Annotated in this window: 19 protein-coding genes; 11 read left to right on the top strand and 8 right to left on the bottom strand. The window is 61.6% G+C overall.

What is annotated here, in order from left to right; genetic code table 11:
* The first annotated feature begins 51 nt into the window (after positions 1-51).
* The gene (locus KHP07_RS27695) at positions 52-606 is read left to right on the top strand and encodes a tetratricopeptide repeat protein (protein ID WP_010206766.1); all 555 of its coding nucleotides are present in this window, start codon (positions 52-54) and stop codon (positions 604-606) included.
* Between the two features lie 128 nt (positions 607-734).
* Here KHP07_RS27695 and KHP07_RS27690 read toward each other — a convergent pair whose 3' ends face one another.
* A complete protein-coding gene (locus KHP07_RS27690; protein WP_003194436.1) occupies positions 735-1,061 on the bottom strand; it encodes a DUF1820 family protein in 327 nt (108 codons plus the stop codon).
* Positions 1,062-1,192: 131 nt separating this feature from the next.
* On the opposite strand from KHP07_RS27690, the gene miaB reads away from it, so the two are divergent.
* From miaB to lnt, 5 genes are all read left to right on the top strand, one after another.
* Positions 1,193-2,521, top strand: coding sequence for a tRNA (N6-isopentenyl adenosine(37)-C2)-methylthiotransferase MiaB (gene miaB / locus KHP07_RS27685; protein WP_099491069.1), 1,329 nt, complete (start codon positions 1,193-1,195; stop codon positions 2,519-2,521).
* 238 nt (positions 2,522-2,759) lie between these two features.
* On the top strand, positions 2,760-3,764 hold the full coding sequence (locus tag KHP07_RS27680) for a PhoH family protein (RefSeq protein WP_214498393.1): 1,005 nt from the start codon (positions 2,760-2,762) through the stop codon (positions 3,762-3,764).
* Positions 3,757-4,215 (top strand): rRNA maturation RNase YbeY, encoded by a 459-nt coding sequence (ybeY, locus tag KHP07_RS27675; RefSeq protein WP_078050322.1) that lies wholly within the window; start codon positions 3,757-3,759, stop codon positions 4,213-4,215. The genes KHP07_RS27680 and ybeY overlap by 8 nt, the downstream gene beginning before the upstream one ends.
* A gap of 41 nt (positions 4,216-4,256) precedes the next feature.
* Positions 4,257-5,096 (top strand): CorC family transporter, encoded by an 840-nt coding sequence (locus KHP07_RS27670; RefSeq protein WP_010206772.1) that lies wholly within the window; start codon positions 4,257-4,259, stop codon positions 5,094-5,096.
* Between the two features lie 8 nt (positions 5,097-5,104).
* Positions 5,105-6,628, top strand: a complete 1,524-nt coding sequence (gene lnt, locus KHP07_RS27665) for an apolipoprotein N-acyltransferase (RefSeq protein ID WP_214498392.1) — start codon at positions 5,105-5,107, stop codon at positions 6,626-6,628.
* Positions 6,629-6,751: 123 nt separating this feature from the next.
* Here lnt and KHP07_RS27660 read toward each other — a convergent pair whose 3' ends face one another.
* Together KHP07_RS27660 and KHP07_RS27655 are read right to left on the bottom strand one after the other, a co-directional pair.
* Positions 6,752-7,513 (bottom strand): YdcF family protein, encoded by a 762-nt coding sequence (locus KHP07_RS27660; RefSeq protein WP_214498391.1) that lies wholly within the window; start codon positions 7,511-7,513, stop codon positions 6,752-6,754.
* A gap of 114 nt (positions 7,514-7,627) precedes the next feature.
* The gene (locus KHP07_RS27655) at positions 7,628-7,945 is read right to left on the bottom strand and encodes a hypothetical protein (protein ID WP_078050325.1); all 318 of its coding nucleotides are present in this window, start codon (positions 7,943-7,945) and stop codon (positions 7,628-7,630) included.
* 262 nt (positions 7,946-8,207) lie between these two features.
* On the opposite strand from KHP07_RS27655, the gene leuS reads away from it, so the two are divergent.
* From leuS to KHP07_RS27630, 5 genes are all read left to right on the top strand, one after another.
* The gene (leuS, locus tag KHP07_RS27650; RefSeq protein WP_214498390.1) at positions 8,208-10,814 is read left to right on the top strand and encodes a leucine--tRNA ligase; all 2,607 of its coding nucleotides are present in this window, start codon (positions 8,208-8,210) and stop codon (positions 10,812-10,814) included.
* An 88-nt stretch (positions 10,815-10,902) separates the two neighbouring features.
* Positions 10,903-11,508, top strand: a complete 606-nt coding sequence (locus KHP07_RS27645) for an LPS-assembly lipoprotein LptE (RefSeq protein ID WP_099491074.1) — start codon at positions 10,903-10,905, stop codon at positions 11,506-11,508.
* 39 nt (positions 11,509-11,547) lie between these two features.
* Positions 11,548-12,585, top strand: a complete 1,038-nt coding sequence (gene holA, locus KHP07_RS27640; RefSeq protein ID WP_078050328.1) for a DNA polymerase III subunit delta — start codon at positions 11,548-11,550, stop codon at positions 12,583-12,585.
* A gap of 194 nt (positions 12,586-12,779) precedes the next feature.
* Positions 12,780-12,944: an alternative ribosome rescue factor ArfA gene (gene arfA, locus KHP07_RS27635; RefSeq protein WP_003176285.1), complete on the top strand. Its 165-nt coding sequence runs from the start codon at positions 12,780-12,782 to the stop codon at positions 12,942-12,944.
* A gap of 61 nt (positions 12,945-13,005) precedes the next feature.
* A complete protein-coding gene (locus KHP07_RS27630; protein ID WP_078050329.1) occupies positions 13,006-14,331 on the top strand; it encodes a lytic murein transglycosylase in 1,326 nt (441 codons plus the stop codon).
* 113 nt (positions 14,332-14,444) lie between these two features.
* Here the strand turns inward: KHP07_RS27630 and KHP07_RS27625 are convergent, their stop codons facing one another.
* From KHP07_RS27625 to KHP07_RS27605, 5 genes are all read right to left on the bottom strand, one after another.
* Positions 14,445-15,365 (bottom strand): S66 peptidase family protein, encoded by a 921-nt coding sequence (locus KHP07_RS27625; protein ID WP_214498389.1) that lies wholly within the window; start codon positions 15,363-15,365, stop codon positions 14,445-14,447.
* A 181-nt stretch (positions 15,366-15,546) separates the two neighbouring features.
* Positions 15,547-16,548: a lipoyl synthase gene (gene lipA / locus KHP07_RS27620; protein WP_162163623.1), complete on the bottom strand. Its 1,002-nt coding sequence runs from the start codon at positions 16,546-16,548 to the stop codon at positions 15,547-15,549.
* Positions 16,549-16,574: 26 nt separating this feature from the next.
* Positions 16,575-17,222 (bottom strand): lipoyl(octanoyl) transferase LipB, encoded by a 648-nt coding sequence (gene lipB, locus KHP07_RS27615; protein ID WP_010206783.1) that lies wholly within the window; start codon positions 17,220-17,222, stop codon positions 16,575-16,577.
* Positions 17,222-17,497, bottom strand: a complete 276-nt coding sequence (locus tag KHP07_RS27610) for a DUF493 domain-containing protein (RefSeq protein WP_078050331.1) — start codon at positions 17,495-17,497, stop codon at positions 17,222-17,224. The genes lipB and KHP07_RS27610 overlap by 1 nt, the downstream gene beginning before the upstream one ends.
* 84 nt (positions 17,498-17,581) lie before the next feature.
* Positions 17,582-18,739 carry a D-alanyl-D-alanine carboxypeptidase family protein gene (locus tag KHP07_RS27605; RefSeq protein ID WP_078050332.1) on the bottom strand — a complete coding sequence of 386 codons (1,158 nt, stop codon included), beginning with the start codon at positions 18,737-18,739 and terminating at the stop codon, positions 17,582-17,584.
* Positions 18,740-18,769 lie beyond the last annotated feature (30 nt).

Below are 18,769 nucleotides of genomic sequence, written 5' to 3'. Positions count from 1 at the left end.
TATTGGATCCCCCGAGGGTCCGCGTGCCCCGTCAGAGGTAAGTCGATTCCCATGAAACGCACCGGCCGCACCCTGGTTCTGGGCTGCCTGTTGCTCCTTCAGCCGCTGCTGGCACATGCACAAGCAGGCGGCAACTCGTTGTTAATCCCAGCGATGGGTCGTTGCACCCTCAATACCCAGCCAGACAGCCAGGCCGAAGCGCTGAGCGCGTGCCAGAAACAGGCCGATGGTGGGGATGCGCAGGCGCAATACGAGTTGGGCGAGTACTTCCACGACAGCAAAAACCCTGCCCGCGACCTCAACAAAGCCTTGAGCTACTTCGAGAAAGCCTCGTTGCAGGGCCACGCCCAGGCGCAATTCGAACTGGGCAACATGTTCTTCAAAGGCGAAGGCGTGCCGGCCAATAACGTCCAGGCCTACATCGTGCTGAAAATGGCCGCGGTCAACGGCGCCGAAGACGCACTGGACACTGCCGACGAAGTCGCCGAGCACATGCAGCGCGATGAGTTGGAAGTGGCCACCCAGGTACTGGGCCAGATTTTCCGCAACTACCTGCAGGAATTGCAGAGTGCCGATGGGCGCTCGCCCTTCTCACCCCTGCCCTGAATTCATCTAGACACTTCTATCGCTATCGCAGGCAAGCCAGCTCCCACACTCGATCGAGTTCCAGCGAAGGACTGCGGTCAGCTGTGGGAGCTGGCTTGCCTGCGATGGGCGCGACGCGGTCTGAAGCCCTACTTCTCAGGCATCGGCATCGGAAACGGCATCACATTGCTGGTGCCCCGTGCCTCGCTGATCTTCGGCGTGCCCAGGCGCTCGACTTCATCGATGCGAACAATCGAATGCATCGGCACAAAACTGCGCACCACGCCTTCAAACTGAGCCTTGAGTTTCTCTTCGCCCGGGTCGACGACCAATTGGGTGCGCTCGCCAAAGACGAACTCTTCCACCTCCAGGAAACCCCACAGATCGCTCTGATAGATCTGCTTGGCGTACATTTCGAACACCTGGCCCTGGTTGAGGAAAATCACCTTGTAGATTGGAGCTTCACGTTTGGTCATGGTGGGCGAACAACACATCGGGGATATAAAAGAGGGCGCGAACTATAGCATGGCACCCGATGCACAACGCTAGGAACCAATGGGCATGCCCCCTATAATGCGCGGTTCTTTACCACCAGTTGACGATCCCCATGGCCAAGAAGCTTTACATCGAAACCCACGGTTGCCAGATGAACGAGTACGACAGCTCGCGCATGGTCGATCTGCTGGGCGAACACCAGGCCCTGGAAGTCACCGCCCGCGCCGAAGATGCCGACGTGATCCTGCTCAATACCTGCTCGATCCGCGAACGGGCACAAGACCGTGTGTACTCGCAGCTGGGCCGCTGGCGCGAATTGAAACTGGCCAACCCGGACATGGTGATCGCCGTCGGCGGTTGCGTGGCCAGCCAGGAAGGCGCCGCGATCCGGGACCGCGCGCCCTATGTCGATGTGGTCTTCGGCCCGCAGACCCTGCACCGCTTGCCGGAAATGATCGACGCCGCACGCTTCACCAAGCTGCCGCAGGTCGACGTGTCGTTCCCGGAAATCGAAAAATTCGACCACTTGCCCGAACCACGTATCGATGGGCCAAGCGCCTATGTGTCGGTCATGGAAGGCTGCAGCAAGTACTGCACCTTCTGCGTGGTGCCTTACACCCGTGGCGAAGAAGTCAGTCGGCCGTTTGACGACGTACTGTCGGAAATCATCCACCTGGCCGAAAACGGCGTGCGCGAAGTGACCCTGCTGGGCCAGAACGTCAACGGTTACCGTGGCCTCACCGACGATGGCCGCCTGGCCGACCTGGCGGAGCTGATCCGCGTGGTGGCTGCCGTGGACGGTATCGAGCGGATTCGCTACACCACCTCGCACCCGCTGGAGTTCTCCGACAGCCTGATCCAGGCCCACGCGGAAGTGCCGGAACTGGTCAAGCACCTGCACCTGCCGGTGCAATCGGGTTCGGACCGCATCCTGGCGGCCATGAAGCGCAACCACACCGCCCTGGAATACAAATCCAAACTGCGCAAATTGCGCGCGGCGGTGCCGGGCATCTGCATCAGTTCGGACTTTATCGTCGGCTTCCCCGGTGAAACCGAAAAAGACTTCGAGCAGACCATGAAGTTGATCGAGGACGTCGGTTTCGACTTCTCTTATTCATTCGTCTACAGCCAGCGCCCCGGCACCCCGGCCGCCGACCTGGCGGATGACACCCCGGAAGCGCTGAAAAAAGAGCGTCTCAATGCCCTGCAACATCGCTTGAACCAGCAGGGTTTCGAGATCAGCCGACAAATGGTCGGTTCCACCCAGCGCATCCTGGTCACCGACTACTCGAAAAAAGACCCGGGCGAGCTGCAGGGCCGTACCGAGAACAACCGAATCGTAAACTTCCGTTGCGATAATCCGACCCTGATCGGCCAGTTTGCCGATGTGCACATCGATGCGGCGCAGCCGCACTCGCTGCGGGGTTCACTGATCAACTGACACAAACGTTCTCAAGATAAATGAGGATCAAATGTGGGAGCTGGCTTGCCTGCGATGGCGGTGTAATAGTCAGCCTCCCTTTTGGATGTGCCGGCCTCATCGCAGGCAAGCCAGCTCCCACAGGGGTTCTTCATTGTTATTGATGTTCGGGGCCAGGATATTTAAGTGCTTTCGCGCACGGGCGGCTGGCGTTATTCTCTCTTTCACCTCAACAGCCAAAGGGCGGCTAAAAGCGACCTTGAACGCACCCACAGTAGAACCCCATCATTTTCTCCTCGAGCCCTTTGAGGCTCGCCGTTTCGCCAACCTGTGCGGACAGTTCGACGAGCACCTGCGCTTGATCGAACAACGCCTGAGCATCGAGATCCGCAACCGCGGCAATCAGTTCGAGCTCATTGGTGAACCTCAACACACCACGTCCGCAGAAAACCTGCTGCGCCGTCTCTACCGCGAAACCAAGGGCAGTGAGCTGTCGCCGGAAACGGTGCACCTGTACCTGCAGGAATCGGCGGTGGAAGACCTGGCCAACAACCCTGTGGCCGAAGCCAGCGTGGCCCTGCGGACCAAAAAAGGCATGATTCGCCCACGCGGCTTGAATCAGCAGAAGTACGTCAAGGAAATCCTCGGCAACGACATCAACTTCGGCATCGGCCCAGCCGGTACCGGCAAGACCTACCTGGCCGTGGCCTGTGCGGTCGACGCCCTGGAGCGCGAGCAAGTACGCCGCATCCTGCTGGTGCGCCCGGCGGTCGAGGCTGGCGAAAAGCTCGGCTTCCTGCCCGGCGACCTGGCCCAGAAGATCGACCCGTACCTGCGCCCGCTCTACGACGCACTCTACGAGATGCTCGGCTTTGAGTACGTAGCCAAGCTGATCGAGCGCCAGGTGATCGAGATCGCCCCGCTGGCCTACATGCGCGGCCGCACCCTGAACAACAGCTTCATCATCCTCGACGAAAGTCAGAACACTACCGTCGAGCAAATGAAGATGTTCCTCACCCGGATCGGTTTCGGCTCCACCGCCGTGATCACCGGCGACGTCACCCAGGTCGACCTGCCCAAGGGCACCAAGTCAGGCCTGGCCCAGGTGATCGAGGTGCTCAAGGACGTGCCGGGCATCAGCTTCACGCACTTCATGCCCAAGGACGTGGTCCGCCACCCGCTGGTGCAGCGCATTGTCGAGGCCTACGAGCGCTTCGACCATCGCGACGACGCGCCGGCCAAGGACGTTCGCCGCGATGCTTGAGCTAGACCTGCAACTGGCCACCGAAGCGCCCGCCCCCAGCGAAGCCCAGTTCCGTCAATGGTGCGCCCTGGCCCTGCGCCAGCGCACCGCCGACTCGGAACTGACTATTCGACTGGTCGACGAGCCCGAGGGCCGCGAGCTGAACCACACCTGGCGCCAGAAGGATTACGCGACCAACGTGCTGTCCTTCCCCGCCGACGTGCCGGATGAACTGCTGGATATCCCCTTGCTGGGCGACCTGGTCATCTGTGTCGAGGTGGTGGAGCGCGAGGCGAAGGAACAAGGCAAGGAACTAGAAGCCCATTGGGCCCATCTAGTCATCCACGGCTGCTTGCATCTCTTGGGTTACGACCATATAGACGATGACGAAGCCGAGGAAATGGAAACACTGGAACAAACGTTGCTTGCAGAATTGGGTCATCCGGACCCGTATGCAGACGACGACGTTTAAAAACACTCAACTGTAACAATAAAGGATTCAGAGTAATCGCTATGAGCGAAGACCGATCGAGCAACGGGCAGAAGTCATGGCTGGGTAAACTGACCCAGGCTTTTGCCCACGAGCCGAAAAACCGCCAGGAGCTGCTTGAGCTGCTGCGCGAGGCCCATCAGAACAAGTTGCTGGACAGCGAAGCGCTGGCCATCGTCGAAGGCGCCATCCAGGTGGCTGACCTGCAAGTACGCGACATCATGGTCCCGCGCTCGCAGATGATCAGCATCAAGGCGACCCAGACCCCACGGGAGTTTCTCCCGGCCGTGATCGACTCGGCGCACTCGCGCTACCCGGTGATCGGTGAAAGCCATGACGACGTCATGGGTGTCCTGCTGGCCAAGGACCTGCTGCCGCTCATCCTCAAGGAGAACGGCGACAGCTTCAACATCAAGGACCTGCTGCGTCCGGCCACCTTCGTGCCTGAATCCAAGCGCCTGAACGTGTTGCTGCGTGAGTTCCGCGCCAACCACAATCACATGGCCATTGTGATCGACGAATACGGCGGCGTGGCCGGCCTGGTGACCATTGAAGACGTGCTGGAACAGATCGTCGGCGACATCGAAGACGAACATGACGTCGAAGAAGACAGCTACATCAAGCCGCTGCCCAGCGGTGACTTCCTGATCAAGGCGCTGACGCCGATCGAGAACTTCAACGAGTTCTTCGACAGCGAATTCTCCGACGACGAGTTCGACACCGTCGGCGGCCTGGTGATGAGTGCGTTCGGGCACCTGCCCAAGCGTAACGAAACCACCGAGATCGGCGCTTATCGCTTCCGCATCCTGAATGCCGATAGCCGCAGGATCCATCTGATCCGCCTGACACCCATTGCCCGCTAAGGAATGACATGCAGCGCCTAACCCGCCCCGGCTGGCCCGGTAATCTGCTGGCCGTGGTGGCCGGCGCCATCACCACCCTGGCGCTGGCGCCGTTCGACCTGTGGCCGTTTGCGCTGGTCGCGGTCGGCTTGTTCTACGTGGGGCTGCGGGACCTGAGCCCGCGCCAGGCCCTGGGGCGTGGTTGGTGTTTTGGTTTCGGCCTGTTCGGCGCCGGAACCAGCTGGATCTACTACAGCATCCACCATTTCGGCGGCGCTTCGGTGCTGCTGGCCGGGTTCTTGATGCTGCTGTTCACCGCCGCGATTGCCTGGTTCTTCGCCCTGCCCGCCTGGCTGTGGGCCCGCTGGTTGCGTCGCAATGAAGCGCCATTGGCCGATGCGCTGACGTTTGCCGCGCTGTGGGTGGGCCAGGAAGCGTTTCGCGGCTGGTTCCTCACTGGTTTCCCGTGGTTGTACTCCGGCTACAGCCAACTCGACGGTCCGCTGACGGGCTTGGCCCCAGTGGGTGGCATGTGGCTGATCTCCTTTGCCCTGGCACTCACGGCAGCCTTGCTGTGCAACCTGCCGCGCCTGCTGGCTGGCAAGCGCAACGCATTTATCGGTGCGGGCCTGGTGTTGCTGGTTGCGCCCTGGGCCATCGGCCTGGCGCTCAAGCACCACGCCTGGACGGCGCCTTCGGGTGCGCCACTGACCGTAGCGGCCATCCAGGGCAATGTCGAACAAAGCATGAAATGGGACCCGGAGCAGCTCAATGCACAGCTCGCGCTGTACCGCGACATGAGCTTCAGCTCCAAGCCCGTCGACCTATTGGTGTGGCCAGAAACAGCAGTGCCGGTGCTCAAGGAGTCTGTCGAGGGCTACTTGGGCATGATGGGCAAATTCGCCGCCGACCGGCACACCGCGCTGATCACCGGCGTGCCGATCCGCCAGGAAGTGCATCACCAGAAGCGCTACTTCAACGGCATCACCGTGGTCGGCGAAGGCGACGGCACCTACCTCAAGCAGAAACTGGTGCCGTTCGGCGAATACGTGCCGCTGCAGGACATGCTGCGCGGCTTGATCGCCTTCTTCGACCTGCCGATGTCGGACTTCGCGCGCGGCCCGTCCGACCAGGCGATGCTGCAGGCCAAGGGCTATCAGATTGCGCCGTTCATTTGCTACGAAGTGGTGTACCCGGAATTCGCTGCAGGCCTGTCAGCCCAGAGCGATCTGTTGCTGACCATCAGCAACGACACCTGGTTCGGCCGCTCCATCGGCCCGCTGCAGCACCTGCAAATGGCACAGATGCGTGCGCTGGAAGCCGGCCGCTGGATGATCCGCGCCACCAACAATGGCGTGACCGGCCTGATCAACCCGTTTGGGCAGATCACCGCGCAGATCCCGCAATTCGAGCGCGGCATCCTTTACGGGGAAGTGGTGCCGATGCACAACCTTACGCCGTACCTGCACTGGCGTTCGTGGCCGTTGATCATTGTGTGCCTGGGGCTGTTTGGCTGGGCGCTGCTGGCGGGCCGGATGTCCAAGACCGTTTGACCGACAGGCACATGACAATGTGGGAGCTGGCGGGCCTGCGATAGCGGTGGGTCAGCCAGCAAATGGGCCGGCCGGCAGTCTGCCATCGCAGGCAAGCCAACTCCCACATTTGCATGTGCGGTGTTATCGGTAGAACAATCGGTAACCTATCTGCCCCGCCGCTTCATTGATCAACTGCCCGCTGCGCCACACCGCTACAAACTCCGGCATCCACCCGCCCAGCGGCCTGGCGTTGTCCACCCCCAGAAACCCCACGGGCGCCGGCACCACGGTAAAGCCGGCCTTCTCGAAGCTCCACACCGAACGCGGCATGTGCCAGGCCTGGGTCACCACCACCACGCGCTTGATCCCCTCCGGCAGCAGAATCTCGGCGCTCATCTGCGCATTTTCCCAAGTGGTACGGCTGCGTTCTTCTTTCCAGCGCACCGCCACGCCGAAGTCCTCCTGCATCGACACGGCCATCAACTCGGCCTCGCTGGGCGGCGTGCCGTAATGCAGGCCGCCGGTGGTCAGCACCGGCAGCCCGGAGGCCTTGGCCAGTCGTGCGGCGTAACGCTGACGCTCCAGGCCGGTACCGGTGGGTTGGTCGGTGCCCCACGCCGGGTCACCGCGCTCACGCCCCGACCCCAACACCACGATGGCATCGGCACGCTGGGCCAGGGTGCTCCAGTCCTCGCGGGCCAGCGGCGGCTCGGTTTCCAGGGCACGAGCCCCCCACTCCACCATCACCGGCAGGCTGATCAGCCACATGCCGCCCAGGCCCAGGGCAAAGCAGCACGCGGCCAAGCGCGGGCGGCTGCGACGAAACCACCAGGCAAGGGCCAACAGCAGCAAGAGAATGCCGGGCGGCAGGAGCAGTTGTTTGATGAAGTAACGAATAGGCATCGGGCATCTCCATAGATGCCCGAAGCCTAAGGTGTAACGGGGTTTAGCGACAATCTTTACGGTGACCTGTCTTGCAGTGACATAGAGCGATGATGCAGTTCAGGGGGGAGTGAATTACTTGTAGCGGGCGGACCGGAGCTTTTCCGGGCCACGACCGGCCGACAAGTCCTTGAGCCACACCACCTTGGCTGAATGCGTAGGCTCCTTGACTGGCGGGGTTGCCACCCAGGGAGGCGCACTGCGCCCATTGCGTTCCAGATAAGCATTGATCAGTTCCAGCTCCGCGCGGCTAAGCCCACGCAGTTCCAACTCAACAGGCCGTTCATCACGCAATCGGCCCGCTGTCCTCGCTGCATCCAATGCACGACCCAATCGGTCGATCAGTCCTTCGTAGATATCCGGTTTCGTTACGATTCGCTGCGATTCAACCATCCCCTCACCTCATTGAAGATATGACTCACTCCCCAATAAACAGCGTAGCCCCCATGGCTGCACCTGCCTGGCGCCGCGACAGACGGCCCTGCCGGCGCAATCAGGGTTTCCCTCGATAGAGTGGGGTCATGTATGCTACGGCGCTTCCTGTAACTCCACTTCCCGCAGGGTTTGGGCACGGACGCGCCGCTTTTTGGTGTCGATCAACCTGAATGTTGCACCGAAGAGGATTAGGCCACCCCTATTCAGTTCAAAAGTAGCCATGCACGAACAATATCAGCCCCGTGAAATAGAAAATGCCGCCCAAACCTTCTGGGACGAGCAAAAGTCCTTTGAAGTCAGTGAACAGCCAGGCAAGGAGACTTACTACTGCCTATCGATGTTCCCTTACCCCAGCGGCAAGCTACACATGGGGCACGTGCGTAACTACACCATCGGCGACGTGATTTCCCGTTACCAGCGCATGCAAGGCAAGAACGTCCTGCAACCCATGGGTTGGGACGCCTTCGGCATGCCGGCGGAAAACGCCGCGATGAAAAACAACGTGGCCCCCGCCAAGTGGACCTACGAAAACATCGCCTACATGAAGAGCCAGCTGCGCAGCCTGGGCCTGGCGGTGGACTGGTCCCGCGAAGTGACCACCTGCAAGCCGGACTACTACCGCTGGGAACAATGGCTGTTCACGCGCCTGTTCGAAAAAGGTGTGATCTACAAGAAAAGCGGCACCGTGAACTGGGACCCGATCGACCAGACCGTACTGGCCAACGAACAAGTGATCGACGGTCGCGGCTGGCGTTCCGGCGCGCTGATCGAAAAGCGCGAAATCCCGATGTATTACTTCAAGATCACCGCCTACGCGGATGAGCTCTTGTCGAGCCTCGACGACCTGCCGGGCTGGCCTGAACAGGTCAAGACCATGCAGCGCAACTGGATCGGCAAGTCCAAGGGCATGGAAGTGCAGTTCCCGTACAACGTTGACTCGATCGGCGAAGCGGGCGCACTCAAAGTCTTCACCACCCGCCCAGATACCCTGATGGGCGCGACCTACGTCGCTGTGGCCGCCGAACACCCGCTGGCCACCCAGGCTGCACAGAACAACCCTGAGCTGCAGGCTTTCATCACCGAATGCAAAGGCGGCAGCGTGGCCGAGGCCGACGTCGCCACCCAGGAGAAAAAAGGCCTGCCGACCGGCCTGTTCGTCGAGCACCCGCTCACCGGTGAAAAGCTGCCGGTATGGGTCGCCAACTACGTGTTGATGCACTACGGCGATGGCGCCGTCATGGCTGTGCCGGCTCACGACGAGCGCGATTTCGAATTCGCCACCAAGTACAGCCTGCCGATCAAATCCGTGGTGCGCACCAGTTCGGGCGACACCAACCCGCCCCCGTGGCAAGACGCCTACGGCGAGCACGGTGAGCTGATCAATTCCGGCGAGTTTGATGGCCTGGACTTCCAAGGCGCCTTCGACGCCATTGAAGTCGCCTTGATCAAGAAAAACCTCGGTGCCTCGCGCACCCAGTTCCGCCTGCGCGACTGGGGTATCAGCCGCCAGCGCTACTGGGGCTGCCCGATCCCGATCATCCACTGCGAAAGCTGTGGCGACGTGCCAGTACCGGAAGACCAACTGCCAGTCGTCCTGCCGGAAGACGTGGTGCCGGACGGCGCCGGTTCGCCATTGGCGCGCATGCCCGAGTTCTACGAGTGCAACTGCCCGAAATGCGGCCAGCCTGCCAAGCGTGAAACCGACACCATGGACACCTTCGTCGAGTCCTCGTGGTACTACGCCCGCTACGCCTCGCCGCACTATGAGGGCGGCCTGGTAGAAAAATCCGCGGCTGACCACTGGCTGCCGGTGGACCAGTACATCGGCGGTATCGAACACGCCATCCTTCACCTGTTGTACGCGCGCTTCTTCCACAAGCTGATGCGTGACGAAGGCCTGGTGAGCTCCGATGAGCCGTTCAAGAACCTGCTGACCCAGGGCATGGTGGTCGCCGAGACTTACTATCGCCGCGAAGCCAATGGCGCCTACACCTGGTTCAACCCGGCGGACGTCGAGCTTGAGCGCGACAGCAAAGCCAAGGTCATCAGCGCCAAGCTGATCGCCGACGGCCTGCCGGTGGAAATCGGCGGCACCGAGAAGATGGCCAAGTCGAAGAACAACGGCGTTGACCCGCAGTCGATGATCGATCAGTTCGGCGCCGACACCTGCCGCCTGTTCATGATGTTCGCCTCGCCGCCTGACATGAGCGCCGAATGGTCCGACTCCGGCGTTGAAGGCTCGCACCGTTTCCTCAAGCGCGTCTGGCGCCTGGCGCACGCCCACATCAGCCAGGGCCTGCCGGGCAAACTGGACGTGGCAGCCTTGAGCGACGAGCAGAAGCTCATTCGCCGCAGTACCCACCTGGCCATTAAGCAAGCCAGCCAGGACGTGGGCCAGAACCACAAATTCAACACCGCCATCGCCCAGGTGATGACGCTGATGAACGTGCTGGAAAAAGCGCCACAGGTCACTGAGCAGGACCGTGCGCTGGTACAGGAAGGCCTGGAAACGGTCACCCTGCTACTGGCCCCGATCACGCCGCACATCAGCCACGACCTGTGGAACCGCCTGGGCCACAGCGACGCCGTCATCGATGCGCGCTGGCCGGTACAGGATGACAGCGCCCTGGTACAGGACACCCTGCAACTGGTGATCCAGGTCAACGGTAAACTGCGTGGCCAGATCGACATGCCGGCCACCGCCAGCCGCGAAGACGTCGAGGCGGCTGCCCGCGTCAACGAGAACGTGCTGCGCTTTACCGAAGGCCTGACGATCCGCAAAGTGATCGTGGTGCCTGGCAAACTGGTCAATATCGTCGCTAGCTAATCGGATCGGGCGCAGGGCTTGAGCCCTGCGCCGAACAAAGCCTTCAGGGCCTCGATAAGGCCCACATGGTTTCAAGGGGAGCAACAAAATGATCAAACGCAATTTGCTGGTTATGGGCCTTGCCGTGCTGCTGAGCGCTTGCGGCTTCCAGCTGCGCGGTACCGGCACCAACGAACTGGCGATCAAGGAACTGGACGTCAGTGCCCGTGACGCCTACAGCGAGACAGTGACCCAGCTGCGTCAGGTCCTGGAAAACAGCGGCGTTCACGTCTACACCGGCGCGACCTACAAGCTGTTCCTGGCCAATGAAAAGCAAACCCAGCGCAACCTGAGCTACGCCAGCGCTGGCCGTGCATCCGACATCGAACTGAGCACCGTGCTCAGCTTTGAAGTCCAGGGCCGCGACCACCTGCCATTGATGAGTGACGACGTCCAGATCCAGAAAATCGTCAGCCACGACGGCAACAACCTGGTGGGTTCGGATTCCGAAATCATCCAGGTGCGCAAGGAAATGCGTCGCGAGCTGGTGCAGCGCATGGTTCTGCGCCTGTCGATGATCACTCCGGAACAACTTGAAACCTTGCAGCAACGCGCTGACGACAAGGCCAAGGCTGATGCCGACGCGCTGAAAGCTGCCAAAGAGTACGAAGACAACACGCCGAAACAGTCGCCTGTTGAAGTCCCTGTCGAGTAAGCCAAACGGGGCGCCCCAAGCGCCCCGTTTACCCTGCCTATGAAACTCGCCCCCGCTCAACTCGCCAAACACCTGCAAGGTGGCCTTGCGCCTGTCTACATTGTCAGCGGTGATGACCCGCTGCTGTGCCAGGAAGCCGCCGACGCCATTCGCACCGCTGCACGCCAGCAAGGTTTCGACGAACGCCAGGTCTTCAGCGCCGACGCCAGTTTCGATTGGGGCACGTTGCTGCAAGCCGGCGCGAGCATGTCGCTGTTCGCCGAAAAACGCCTGCTGGAACTGCGCCTGCCGTCGGGCAAGCCTGGCGACAAAGGCGCCGCCGCCCTGATGGAATACTGCTCGCGACCGGCCGAAGACACGGTGCTGTTGATCAGCCTGCCCAAGCTCGACGGCAGCGCGCAGAAAACCAAATGGGGCAAGGCCTTGGTGGAAGGGGCGCAGACCCAGTTCATCCAGATCTGGCCGGTGGACAGCAGCCAGCTGCCGCAATGGATTCGCCAACGCCTGTCCCAATCCGGGCTGTCGGCGACCCAGGATGCAGTGGAGCTGATCGCGGCTCGGGTCGAAGGCAACTTGCTGGCCGCCGCCCAGGAGATCGAAAAGCTCAAGCTGATGGCCGAAGACGGGCAGATAACCGTCGAGACCGTCCAGGGCGCTGTGGCGGATAGCGCACGCTTTGATGTATTCGGGCTGGTGGACGCGATCCTCAATGGCGAACCCGCCCACGCGCTGCGCATGCTGGAAGGCCTGCGCGGCGAAGGCGTGGAGCCGCCGGTGATTCTTTGGGCCCTGGCCCGGGAACTGCGGGTACTGGCCAATATTGCCCTGCAATACAGCCAGGGCACGCCATTGGACAAAGCCTTCAGCCAAGCCCGGCCACCGGTATGGGACAAGCGCAAGCCGCTGATGAGCAAAGCGCTGCAACGGCACTCGGCGCAACGCTGGGCGCAATTGCTGCTGGAAGCGCAGCGAATCGATGCGCAGATCAAAGGCCAGGCGGCGGGTTCGCCGTGGATGAGCCTGAGCCGTTTGTCGCTGTTGATGGCCGGCCAGCGCCTGACCCTCCCCGCCGAATAACCAACGCCCTCTGTAGGCGCCGGCTTGCTGGGCATGGGGCCGTTGACGGTAACGGTGATCCTAAGACCGCCATCGCCGGCAAGCCGGCTCCTACAGGTGATGCGTGACTTTCCTACCTATCGCCGGGCTTTACAGCAGCCCAACTTCGGCAGATGATTCGCACCGCTTCATCCCACCTGTCGAGAGTACCGATCATGAGCAAAAAGCCATCCAAGCATGGCCCCAACAAGGCCAAATCCATCATCGCCCAGCCACTGTTCCGCAGCCGTCAGGAACGCGCCGGCAAGGGCAAAGGCAGCTACCGCCGCGAAGCCTTCCAGTCTAATAGCTGGGAGGCTTCTTACTTTCTGGCTGCCTGAAGGCAAGCGCCCCTCTGGCATGATAAGGTCTGCACCTGATTTGTAATCCCTGGACCTGTGCATGCCCTCTAGTCTTTCCCGTCGCTGGCACCTTCGCCAATTGATCGCTGCCTCCAGCCTCATTCTGCTTGTCGCCTGCGCGGAGAAACCCACCGCCGCCGACGCTCAACCGCTGCCCAAGCTCCAGACCGCACCAGTGGTAGCGCCCGCTGTCGTGGCCCCGCTGGCTGTGGATAATCTTGATATCCAACCGACCCAGACCTTCGCCGAATGGCAGGCAGCCTTTCGTGTGCAGGCCCTGCAGGCCGGTATCACCCCCGCCGTGTTCGATACCGCCTTCGCCGACGTCACCCCCGATATGGCGGTGATCCGCGCCGACCGCAGCCAGCCGGAATTTTCCCGGCCGGTGTGGGAATACCTCGATGGCGCCCTCTCGCCCGTGCGCGTGCGTAACGGCCAGGCATTGCTGGTCAAGTACGCCGATATCCTGCAAAGCATCGAACAACGTTATGGCGTCGACCGCCAGGCGCTGGTATCGGTATGGGGCATGGAAAGCAACTTCGGCCAATTCCAGGGCAACAACTCGGTGATCCGCTCCTTGGCGACCCTGGCCTACGAAGGCCGTCGCCCGGCGTTCGCGCAGGCGCAGTTGCTGGCGGCGCTGCAGATCATCCAGCACGGCGATATCCAGGCCGACCAGATGAAAGGCTCCTGGGCCGGCGCCATGGGCCAGACCCAATTTATCCCGACCACCTACAACACCCACGCCGTGGACTTCGACGGCGACGGTCGCCGCGATATCTGGAACAGCCCGTCCGATGCCCTCGCCTCCACCGCACACTATCTGCAAAGCTCCGGCTGGCAGAAAGGCCAGCCGTGGGGCTTTGAGGTGAAACAACTGCCGGCGAACTTCGATTACGCCCTGGCCGACGGCGGTATCCGCAAGACGGTCGCTGAATGGCTGAAACTGGGCATCCAACTGCCACCGGGCGCAAGCATGCCGCCCAACGTCGACCAACTGTCCGCCGCCCTGCTGCTGCCGGCGGGTTATCGTGGCCCGGCGTTCCTGGTGCTGGATAACTTCCGCGCGATCCTCAAGTACAACAACTCGTCGTCCTATGCACTGGCGGTAGGCCTGTTGTCGGAACGCTTCGGTGGCGGTGGTGTGATTCGTGGCGATTGGCCAAAAGATGAGCTGCCGCTGAGCCGATCGCAGCGCATCGACCTGCAGACGGCCCTGAGTGCCAACGGCTATGACGCGGGCAACCCGGACGGGATTATCGGCGCCAACACGCGCAAGGCGATTCGTGCGGCGCAGCAGGCGCTGGGCTGGCCGGCGGATGGGTATCCGACGGTGAAACTGCTGGAATCGCTGCAGAACCGGTAAACCGTCGCACGGCAACTACCGTTATCGCAGGCAAGCCAGCTCCCACAGGGGAATATGTTCCAAGTGTGGGAGCTGGCTTGCCTGCGAAGACGGCCTGACAGGCAACCTCAAACTCAAGGCTTAAGCACTACATCCTGCTCCAACACCACCCGCTGCTCCCCCGCATCCAGCCTCACCAACGCGCCCATCGGCAAGGTCAGGTTCGGATCACAATGCCCACTGCGCCAGCCGGCCAATACCGGAACGCCCAGCGGCGCAAAGGTCTGCTTCAACAGCCGCTCCAACGCCACGTTATCCACGCCCGCCACATCCCCCACCAGCACGCCGGCAACCTGCGCCAGCTTGCCCGCCAGACGCAGGTGCGTGAGCAGGCGGTCGATGCGATAGATCGGCTCGTTGACGTCTTCGATCAACAGGATGATGCCGTCGGCGTCGATTTCGTAAGGCGTGCCCATCACCGCGGCGATCATAGACAGGTTGCCGCCCAGCAAGCGCCCGCAGGCGATGCCAGGCTCGGTGGTGGTCAACGGGTAGGCCACCGGGTGCACCAACTCGCTGCCGGCGCCCAGTTGGCCGCGCAGCAGGCTGAACAGGGAGGACTCGGTGGGTTGTTGCTTGCCGCCGAGCAGGTCGGCATTCAGCATCGGGCCGTGAAAGGTCACAAAACCTGCGTAGCGGCTGATTGCCAGGTGCAGCGCGGTGATGTCGCTGTAACCCACGAAGGGTTTGGGGTTGGCCCGCAGCAGGTTGAAGTCCAGGCTGTCGAGCAAGCGTGGCGTGCCGTAGCCGCCGCGCAAGCAGAAGATCGCATCGATTTCAGGGTCGGCAAAGGCTTTGTGAAGGTCGGCGAGGCGGGTTTTATCGCTACCGGCGAGGTAGCCGTCGCGCTCATAGACGCCGGGGAAGATGCGCAGGTCGTAGCCGCGGGCGCGCATCCATTGGCCGGCTTTTTCGACGTCCAGGGTGGCGGGGCCGGCGGGGGCGATCAGGGCGATGGTGCCTTCGGGTCGCAAGGCAGGTACGGCGACAGTCATCCACAATTCTCCTTACCCAACGCAGAACCAAATGTGGGAGCGGGCTTGTGTGGGAGCTGGCTTGCCTGCGATGGCATCACCTCGGTGCATCTGTTGTACCGAGGCGTCTGCATCGCGGGCAAGCCCGGCTCCCACACAAGCCCACTCCCACATTGGATCAGCGGTGTTGCCCGAATCTGTATTACGAAACCAGACTAGCCTTGACCAGCTTGGCCTGCTCGTCCGCATGGTACGAGGAGCGCACCAACGGGCCCGAGGCCACGTTCTTGAAGCCCATCTTGTAGCCTTCTTCGGCGAACCAGGCGAAGGTGTCCGGGTGCACGAAACGCTGCACTGGCAAGTGGCTGCGGGACGGTTGCAGGTACTGTCCCAGGGTCAGCATGTCGATGTCGTGTTCGCGCATGCGCTTCATGACTTCGATCACTTCTTCGTCGGTCTCGCCCAGGCCCAGCATCAAGCCGGACTTGGTCGGAATGTGCGGCATCATCTGCTTGAATTTCTGCAGCAGGGTCAGCGACCACTGGTAGTCCGAACCCGGGCGCGCGGCCTTGTACAGGCGCGGCACGGTTTCCAGGTTGTGGTTGAACACATCCGGCGGCTCGGCGGCGGTGATTTCCAGCGCCACGTCCATGCGGCCACGGTAGTCCGGCACCAGGGTTTCGAGCATCACGTTCGGCGAGAGCTTGCGGATTTCGCGGATACAGTCGGCAAAGTGCTGGGCACCGCCATCACGCAGGTCGTCACGGTCAACCGAGGTGATCACCACGTACTTGAGTTTCAGGTCGGCGATGGCGATGGCCAGGCTTTCCGGCTCGTTGACGTCCAATGGCTTCGGACGGCCGTGGCCGACGTCGCAGAACGGGCAACGACGGGTGCAGATGTCACCCATGATCATGAAGGTGGCGGTACCGCCGGAGAAGCACTCGCCCAGGTTCGGGCAGGACGCTTCTTCGCACACGCTGTGCAGCTTGTGTTTGCGCAGCAAGGCCTTGATACGGTCGACTTCCGGCGAAACCGGGATGCGCACGCGGATCCAGTCAGGTTTCTTCGGCAGTTCGGTGGTCGGAATGATCTTCACCGGGATGCGTGCAACCTTCTCGGCGCCGCGCAGCTTGACGCCGGCTTCCACCTTGGCACGCGGGGCCGGGGCCGGACGCTCGGTAACGTCCAGCGTCGGGATCATGGTTTGCACTGCATCAGTAGTCATAATCAGTCGATTCCGCCCGTAAGGGTCGTCTGCTCAGCATAGTCGAGGTGTTTGACGAGCTGCGCACGCAGCCGGGCACTTACCTCGGCAAATTTAATCGGTGTGGCGTGGTCGCTCAGTTGCGTCATCGCCAACCCGGCATAGCCACACGGGTTGATGCGCCGGAACGGTGCCAGGTCCATGTCCACATTCAGGGCCAGGCCATGAAAGGAACACCCGTGGCGAATGCGCAACCCCAGTGAGGCGATTTTCGCGCCGTCCACGTACACACCGGGTGCATCGGGCTTGGCCGCGGCGCTCACGCCGTAACTGGCCAACAGCTCGATCAGGCAAGCCTCCATACGGCTGACCAGGTCACGTACGCCAAACCCAAGCTTGCGCACGTCCAGCAGCAGATAAGCCACCAGTTGACCCGGCCCATGGTAAGTCACTTGCCCCCCACGGTCGACCTGCACCACCGGAATATCCCCCGGCAGCAACAGATGCTCGGCCTTGCCGGCCTGCCCCTGGGTGAAGACGGGCGGATGTTCCACCAGCCAGATCTCATCGGGGGCCGACGTGCCGCGCTCATTGGTGAAGCGCTGCATGGCGTGCCAGACGGGCTCGTAGTCCATCCGGCCGAGCTCGCGAAAGCCCAGGACGTGAGACATCACAGCACCATGTGCACGAAGCCAGTGGCCCGCAGTTCGCTGTTGATGTTGTAGAGCTGGTCTTGATCAGTCGCAACGATGTGCAACTGGATCGTCGTGTATTTGCCGGTAGAGCTGGATCGCTCATCCACGCGCTGATCGTTGATCGTCGCGTGTTTACGCACGATCTCGAGAATCAGGTCTTTACGGCCGACACCGGTATCGCTGATCACCTTGATGGGATAGTCCACCACCGGGAATTCGATCTTTGGCGCGTTTACTTCTTTATCGGTCATGGCGTAACGGCCTCGTAAGCGTAAGCCGTGGCGACGGGCAAAGCCCCGTGTCGGATCAACACGGGGCTTTGCAGGTGCACACAATCAGTTGAACAAGCTGTAGAAGAATAGACGGATGCTATCCCAGACGCGGCGGAAGATACCACCTTCGTCGACGGCGTCCAGCGCGATCAGGTCGGCACTGTGAACCACTTTGTCGTCCAACTTCACTTCGACCTTGCCGATCACGTCACCCTTGGCGATTGGGGCAACCAATTGCGGGTTCATGGTCATGCTGGCGGCGAGCTTTTTCAGCTGGCCTTTAGGCATGGTCAGGGTCAGGTCTTCAGCCAGGCCGGCTTTGACTTGGGAGGTAGCGCCTTTCCACACGGGCGCGGTCGCCAGTTCAGTACCCTTCTGATAGAAGGTCTGGGTTTCGAAGAAACGGAAACCGTAGGTCAGCAGTTTTTGCGTCTCGGCCGCACGGGCCTGCTCGCTGTTGGTGCCGAAGACCACGGCGATCAGGCGTTGGCCATCACGTACGGCGGACGACACCATGCAGTAGCCGGCTTCGTCGGTGTGGCCGGTTTTCAGGCCATCGACGGTCTTGTCGCGCCACAGCAACAGGTTGCGGTTAGGCTGCTTGATGTTGTTCCAGAAGAACTCCTTCTGGGAGTAGATCGCGTAGTGCACCGGGTCGACACGGATGATCGCGCGCGCCAGGATCGCCATGTCGTGAGCCGACGAGTAGTGCTCTGGGTTCGGCAGACCGGTCGGGTTCATGAAGTGGCTGTTGGTCATGCCCAGGTCGGCCACGGTTTTGTTCATCATGTCGGCGAATGCGTCTTCGCTGCCGGCGATGTGCTCGGCCAGGGCGACGCTGGCGTCGTTACCGGACTGGATGATGATGCCGTGCAGCAGGTCGCTCACGGTGACTTGCGAGCCGACCTTGATGAACATCCGCGAACCGCCGGTGCGCCAGGCGTTTTCGCTGACAGTAACCGGGTCGTTCTCGCCGATCTGGCCGCGACGGATTTCCAGGGTCGCGATGTAGGCGGTCATCAGCTTGGTCAGGCTGGCTGGCGGCAGGCGCTGGTCACCGTTGCTCTCGACCAGCACGTTGCCACTGGCGGCATCCATGAGGACCCAGGACTTGGCGGCCAGTTGAGGTGAAGCCGGCACCATTTCAACCGCCCAGGCGGCCGGGGTGATGATCAGCGAGATAAGCAGGCACGTGCGTTTGGCTAAGGTGGTGATGTTCATCCGTCTCTCGAAATTGCTTATGGAAACTTG

It is taken from the genome of Pseudomonas sp. VS40 (assembly GCF_018587885.1).
GTDB classification, from domain to species: Bacteria; Pseudomonadota; Gammaproteobacteria; order Pseudomonadales; family Pseudomonadaceae; genus Aquipseudomonas; species Aquipseudomonas pergaminensis.
This window is presented reverse-complemented; position numbering and strand designations above follow the sequence as displayed.

Excerpts from the sequence above, each read along its gene's own strand:
- KHP07_RS27695 (WP_010206766.1), top strand. The coding sequence starts at position 52 with ATGAAACGCACCGGCCGCACCCTGGTTCTGGGCTGCCTGTTGCTCCTT.
- KHP07_RS27690 (WP_003194436.1), bottom strand. The coding sequence starts at position 1,061 with ATGACCAAACGTGAAGCTCCAATCTACAAGGTGATTTTCCTCAACCAG.
- miaB (WP_099491069.1), top strand. The coding sequence starts at position 1,193 with ATGGCCAAGAAGCTTTACATCGAAACCCACGGTTGCCAGATGAACGAG.
- ybeY (WP_078050322.1), top strand. The coding sequence starts at position 3,757 with ATGCTTGAGCTAGACCTGCAACTGGCCACCGAAGCGCCCGCCCCCAGC.
- KHP07_RS27670 (WP_010206772.1), top strand. The coding sequence starts at position 4,257 with ATGAGCGAAGACCGATCGAGCAACGGGCAGAAGTCATGGCTGGGTAAA.
- lnt (WP_214498392.1), top strand. The coding sequence starts at position 5,105 with ATGCAGCGCCTAACCCGCCCCGGCTGGCCCGGTAATCTGCTGGCCGTG.
- KHP07_RS27660 (WP_214498391.1), bottom strand. The coding sequence starts at position 7,513 with ATGCCTATTCGTTACTTCATCAAACAACTGCTCCTGCCGCCCGGCATT.
- KHP07_RS27655 (WP_078050325.1), bottom strand. The coding sequence starts at position 7,945 with ATGGTTGAATCGCAGCGAATCGTAACGAAACCGGATATCTACGAAGGA.
- leuS (WP_214498390.1), top strand. The coding sequence starts at position 8,208 with ATGCACGAACAATATCAGCCCCGTGAAATAGAAAATGCCGCCCAAACC.
- KHP07_RS27645 (WP_099491074.1), top strand. The coding sequence starts at position 10,903 with ATGATCAAACGCAATTTGCTGGTTATGGGCCTTGCCGTGCTGCTGAGC.
- holA (WP_078050328.1), top strand. The coding sequence starts at position 11,548 with ATGAAACTCGCCCCCGCTCAACTCGCCAAACACCTGCAAGGTGGCCTT.
- arfA (WP_003176285.1), top strand. The coding sequence starts at position 12,780 with ATGAGCAAAAAGCCATCCAAGCATGGCCCCAACAAGGCCAAATCCATC.
- KHP07_RS27630 (WP_078050329.1), top strand. The coding sequence starts at position 13,006 with ATGCCCTCTAGTCTTTCCCGTCGCTGGCACCTTCGCCAATTGATCGCT.
- KHP07_RS27625 (WP_214498389.1), bottom strand. The coding sequence starts at position 15,365 with ATGACTGTCGCCGTACCTGCCTTGCGACCCGAAGGCACCATCGCCCTG.
- lipA (WP_162163623.1), bottom strand. The coding sequence starts at position 16,548 with ATGATCCCGACGCTGGACGTTACCGAGCGTCCGGCCCCGGCCCCGCGT.
- lipB (WP_010206783.1), bottom strand. The coding sequence starts at position 17,222 with ATGTCTCACGTCCTGGGCTTTCGCGAGCTCGGCCGGATGGACTACGAG.
- KHP07_RS27610 (WP_078050331.1), bottom strand. The coding sequence starts at position 17,497 with ATGACCGATAAAGAAGTAAACGCGCCAAAGATCGAATTCCCGGTGGTG.
- KHP07_RS27605 (WP_078050332.1), bottom strand. The coding sequence starts at position 18,739 with ATGAACATCACCACCTTAGCCAAACGCACGTGCCTGCTTATCTCGCTG.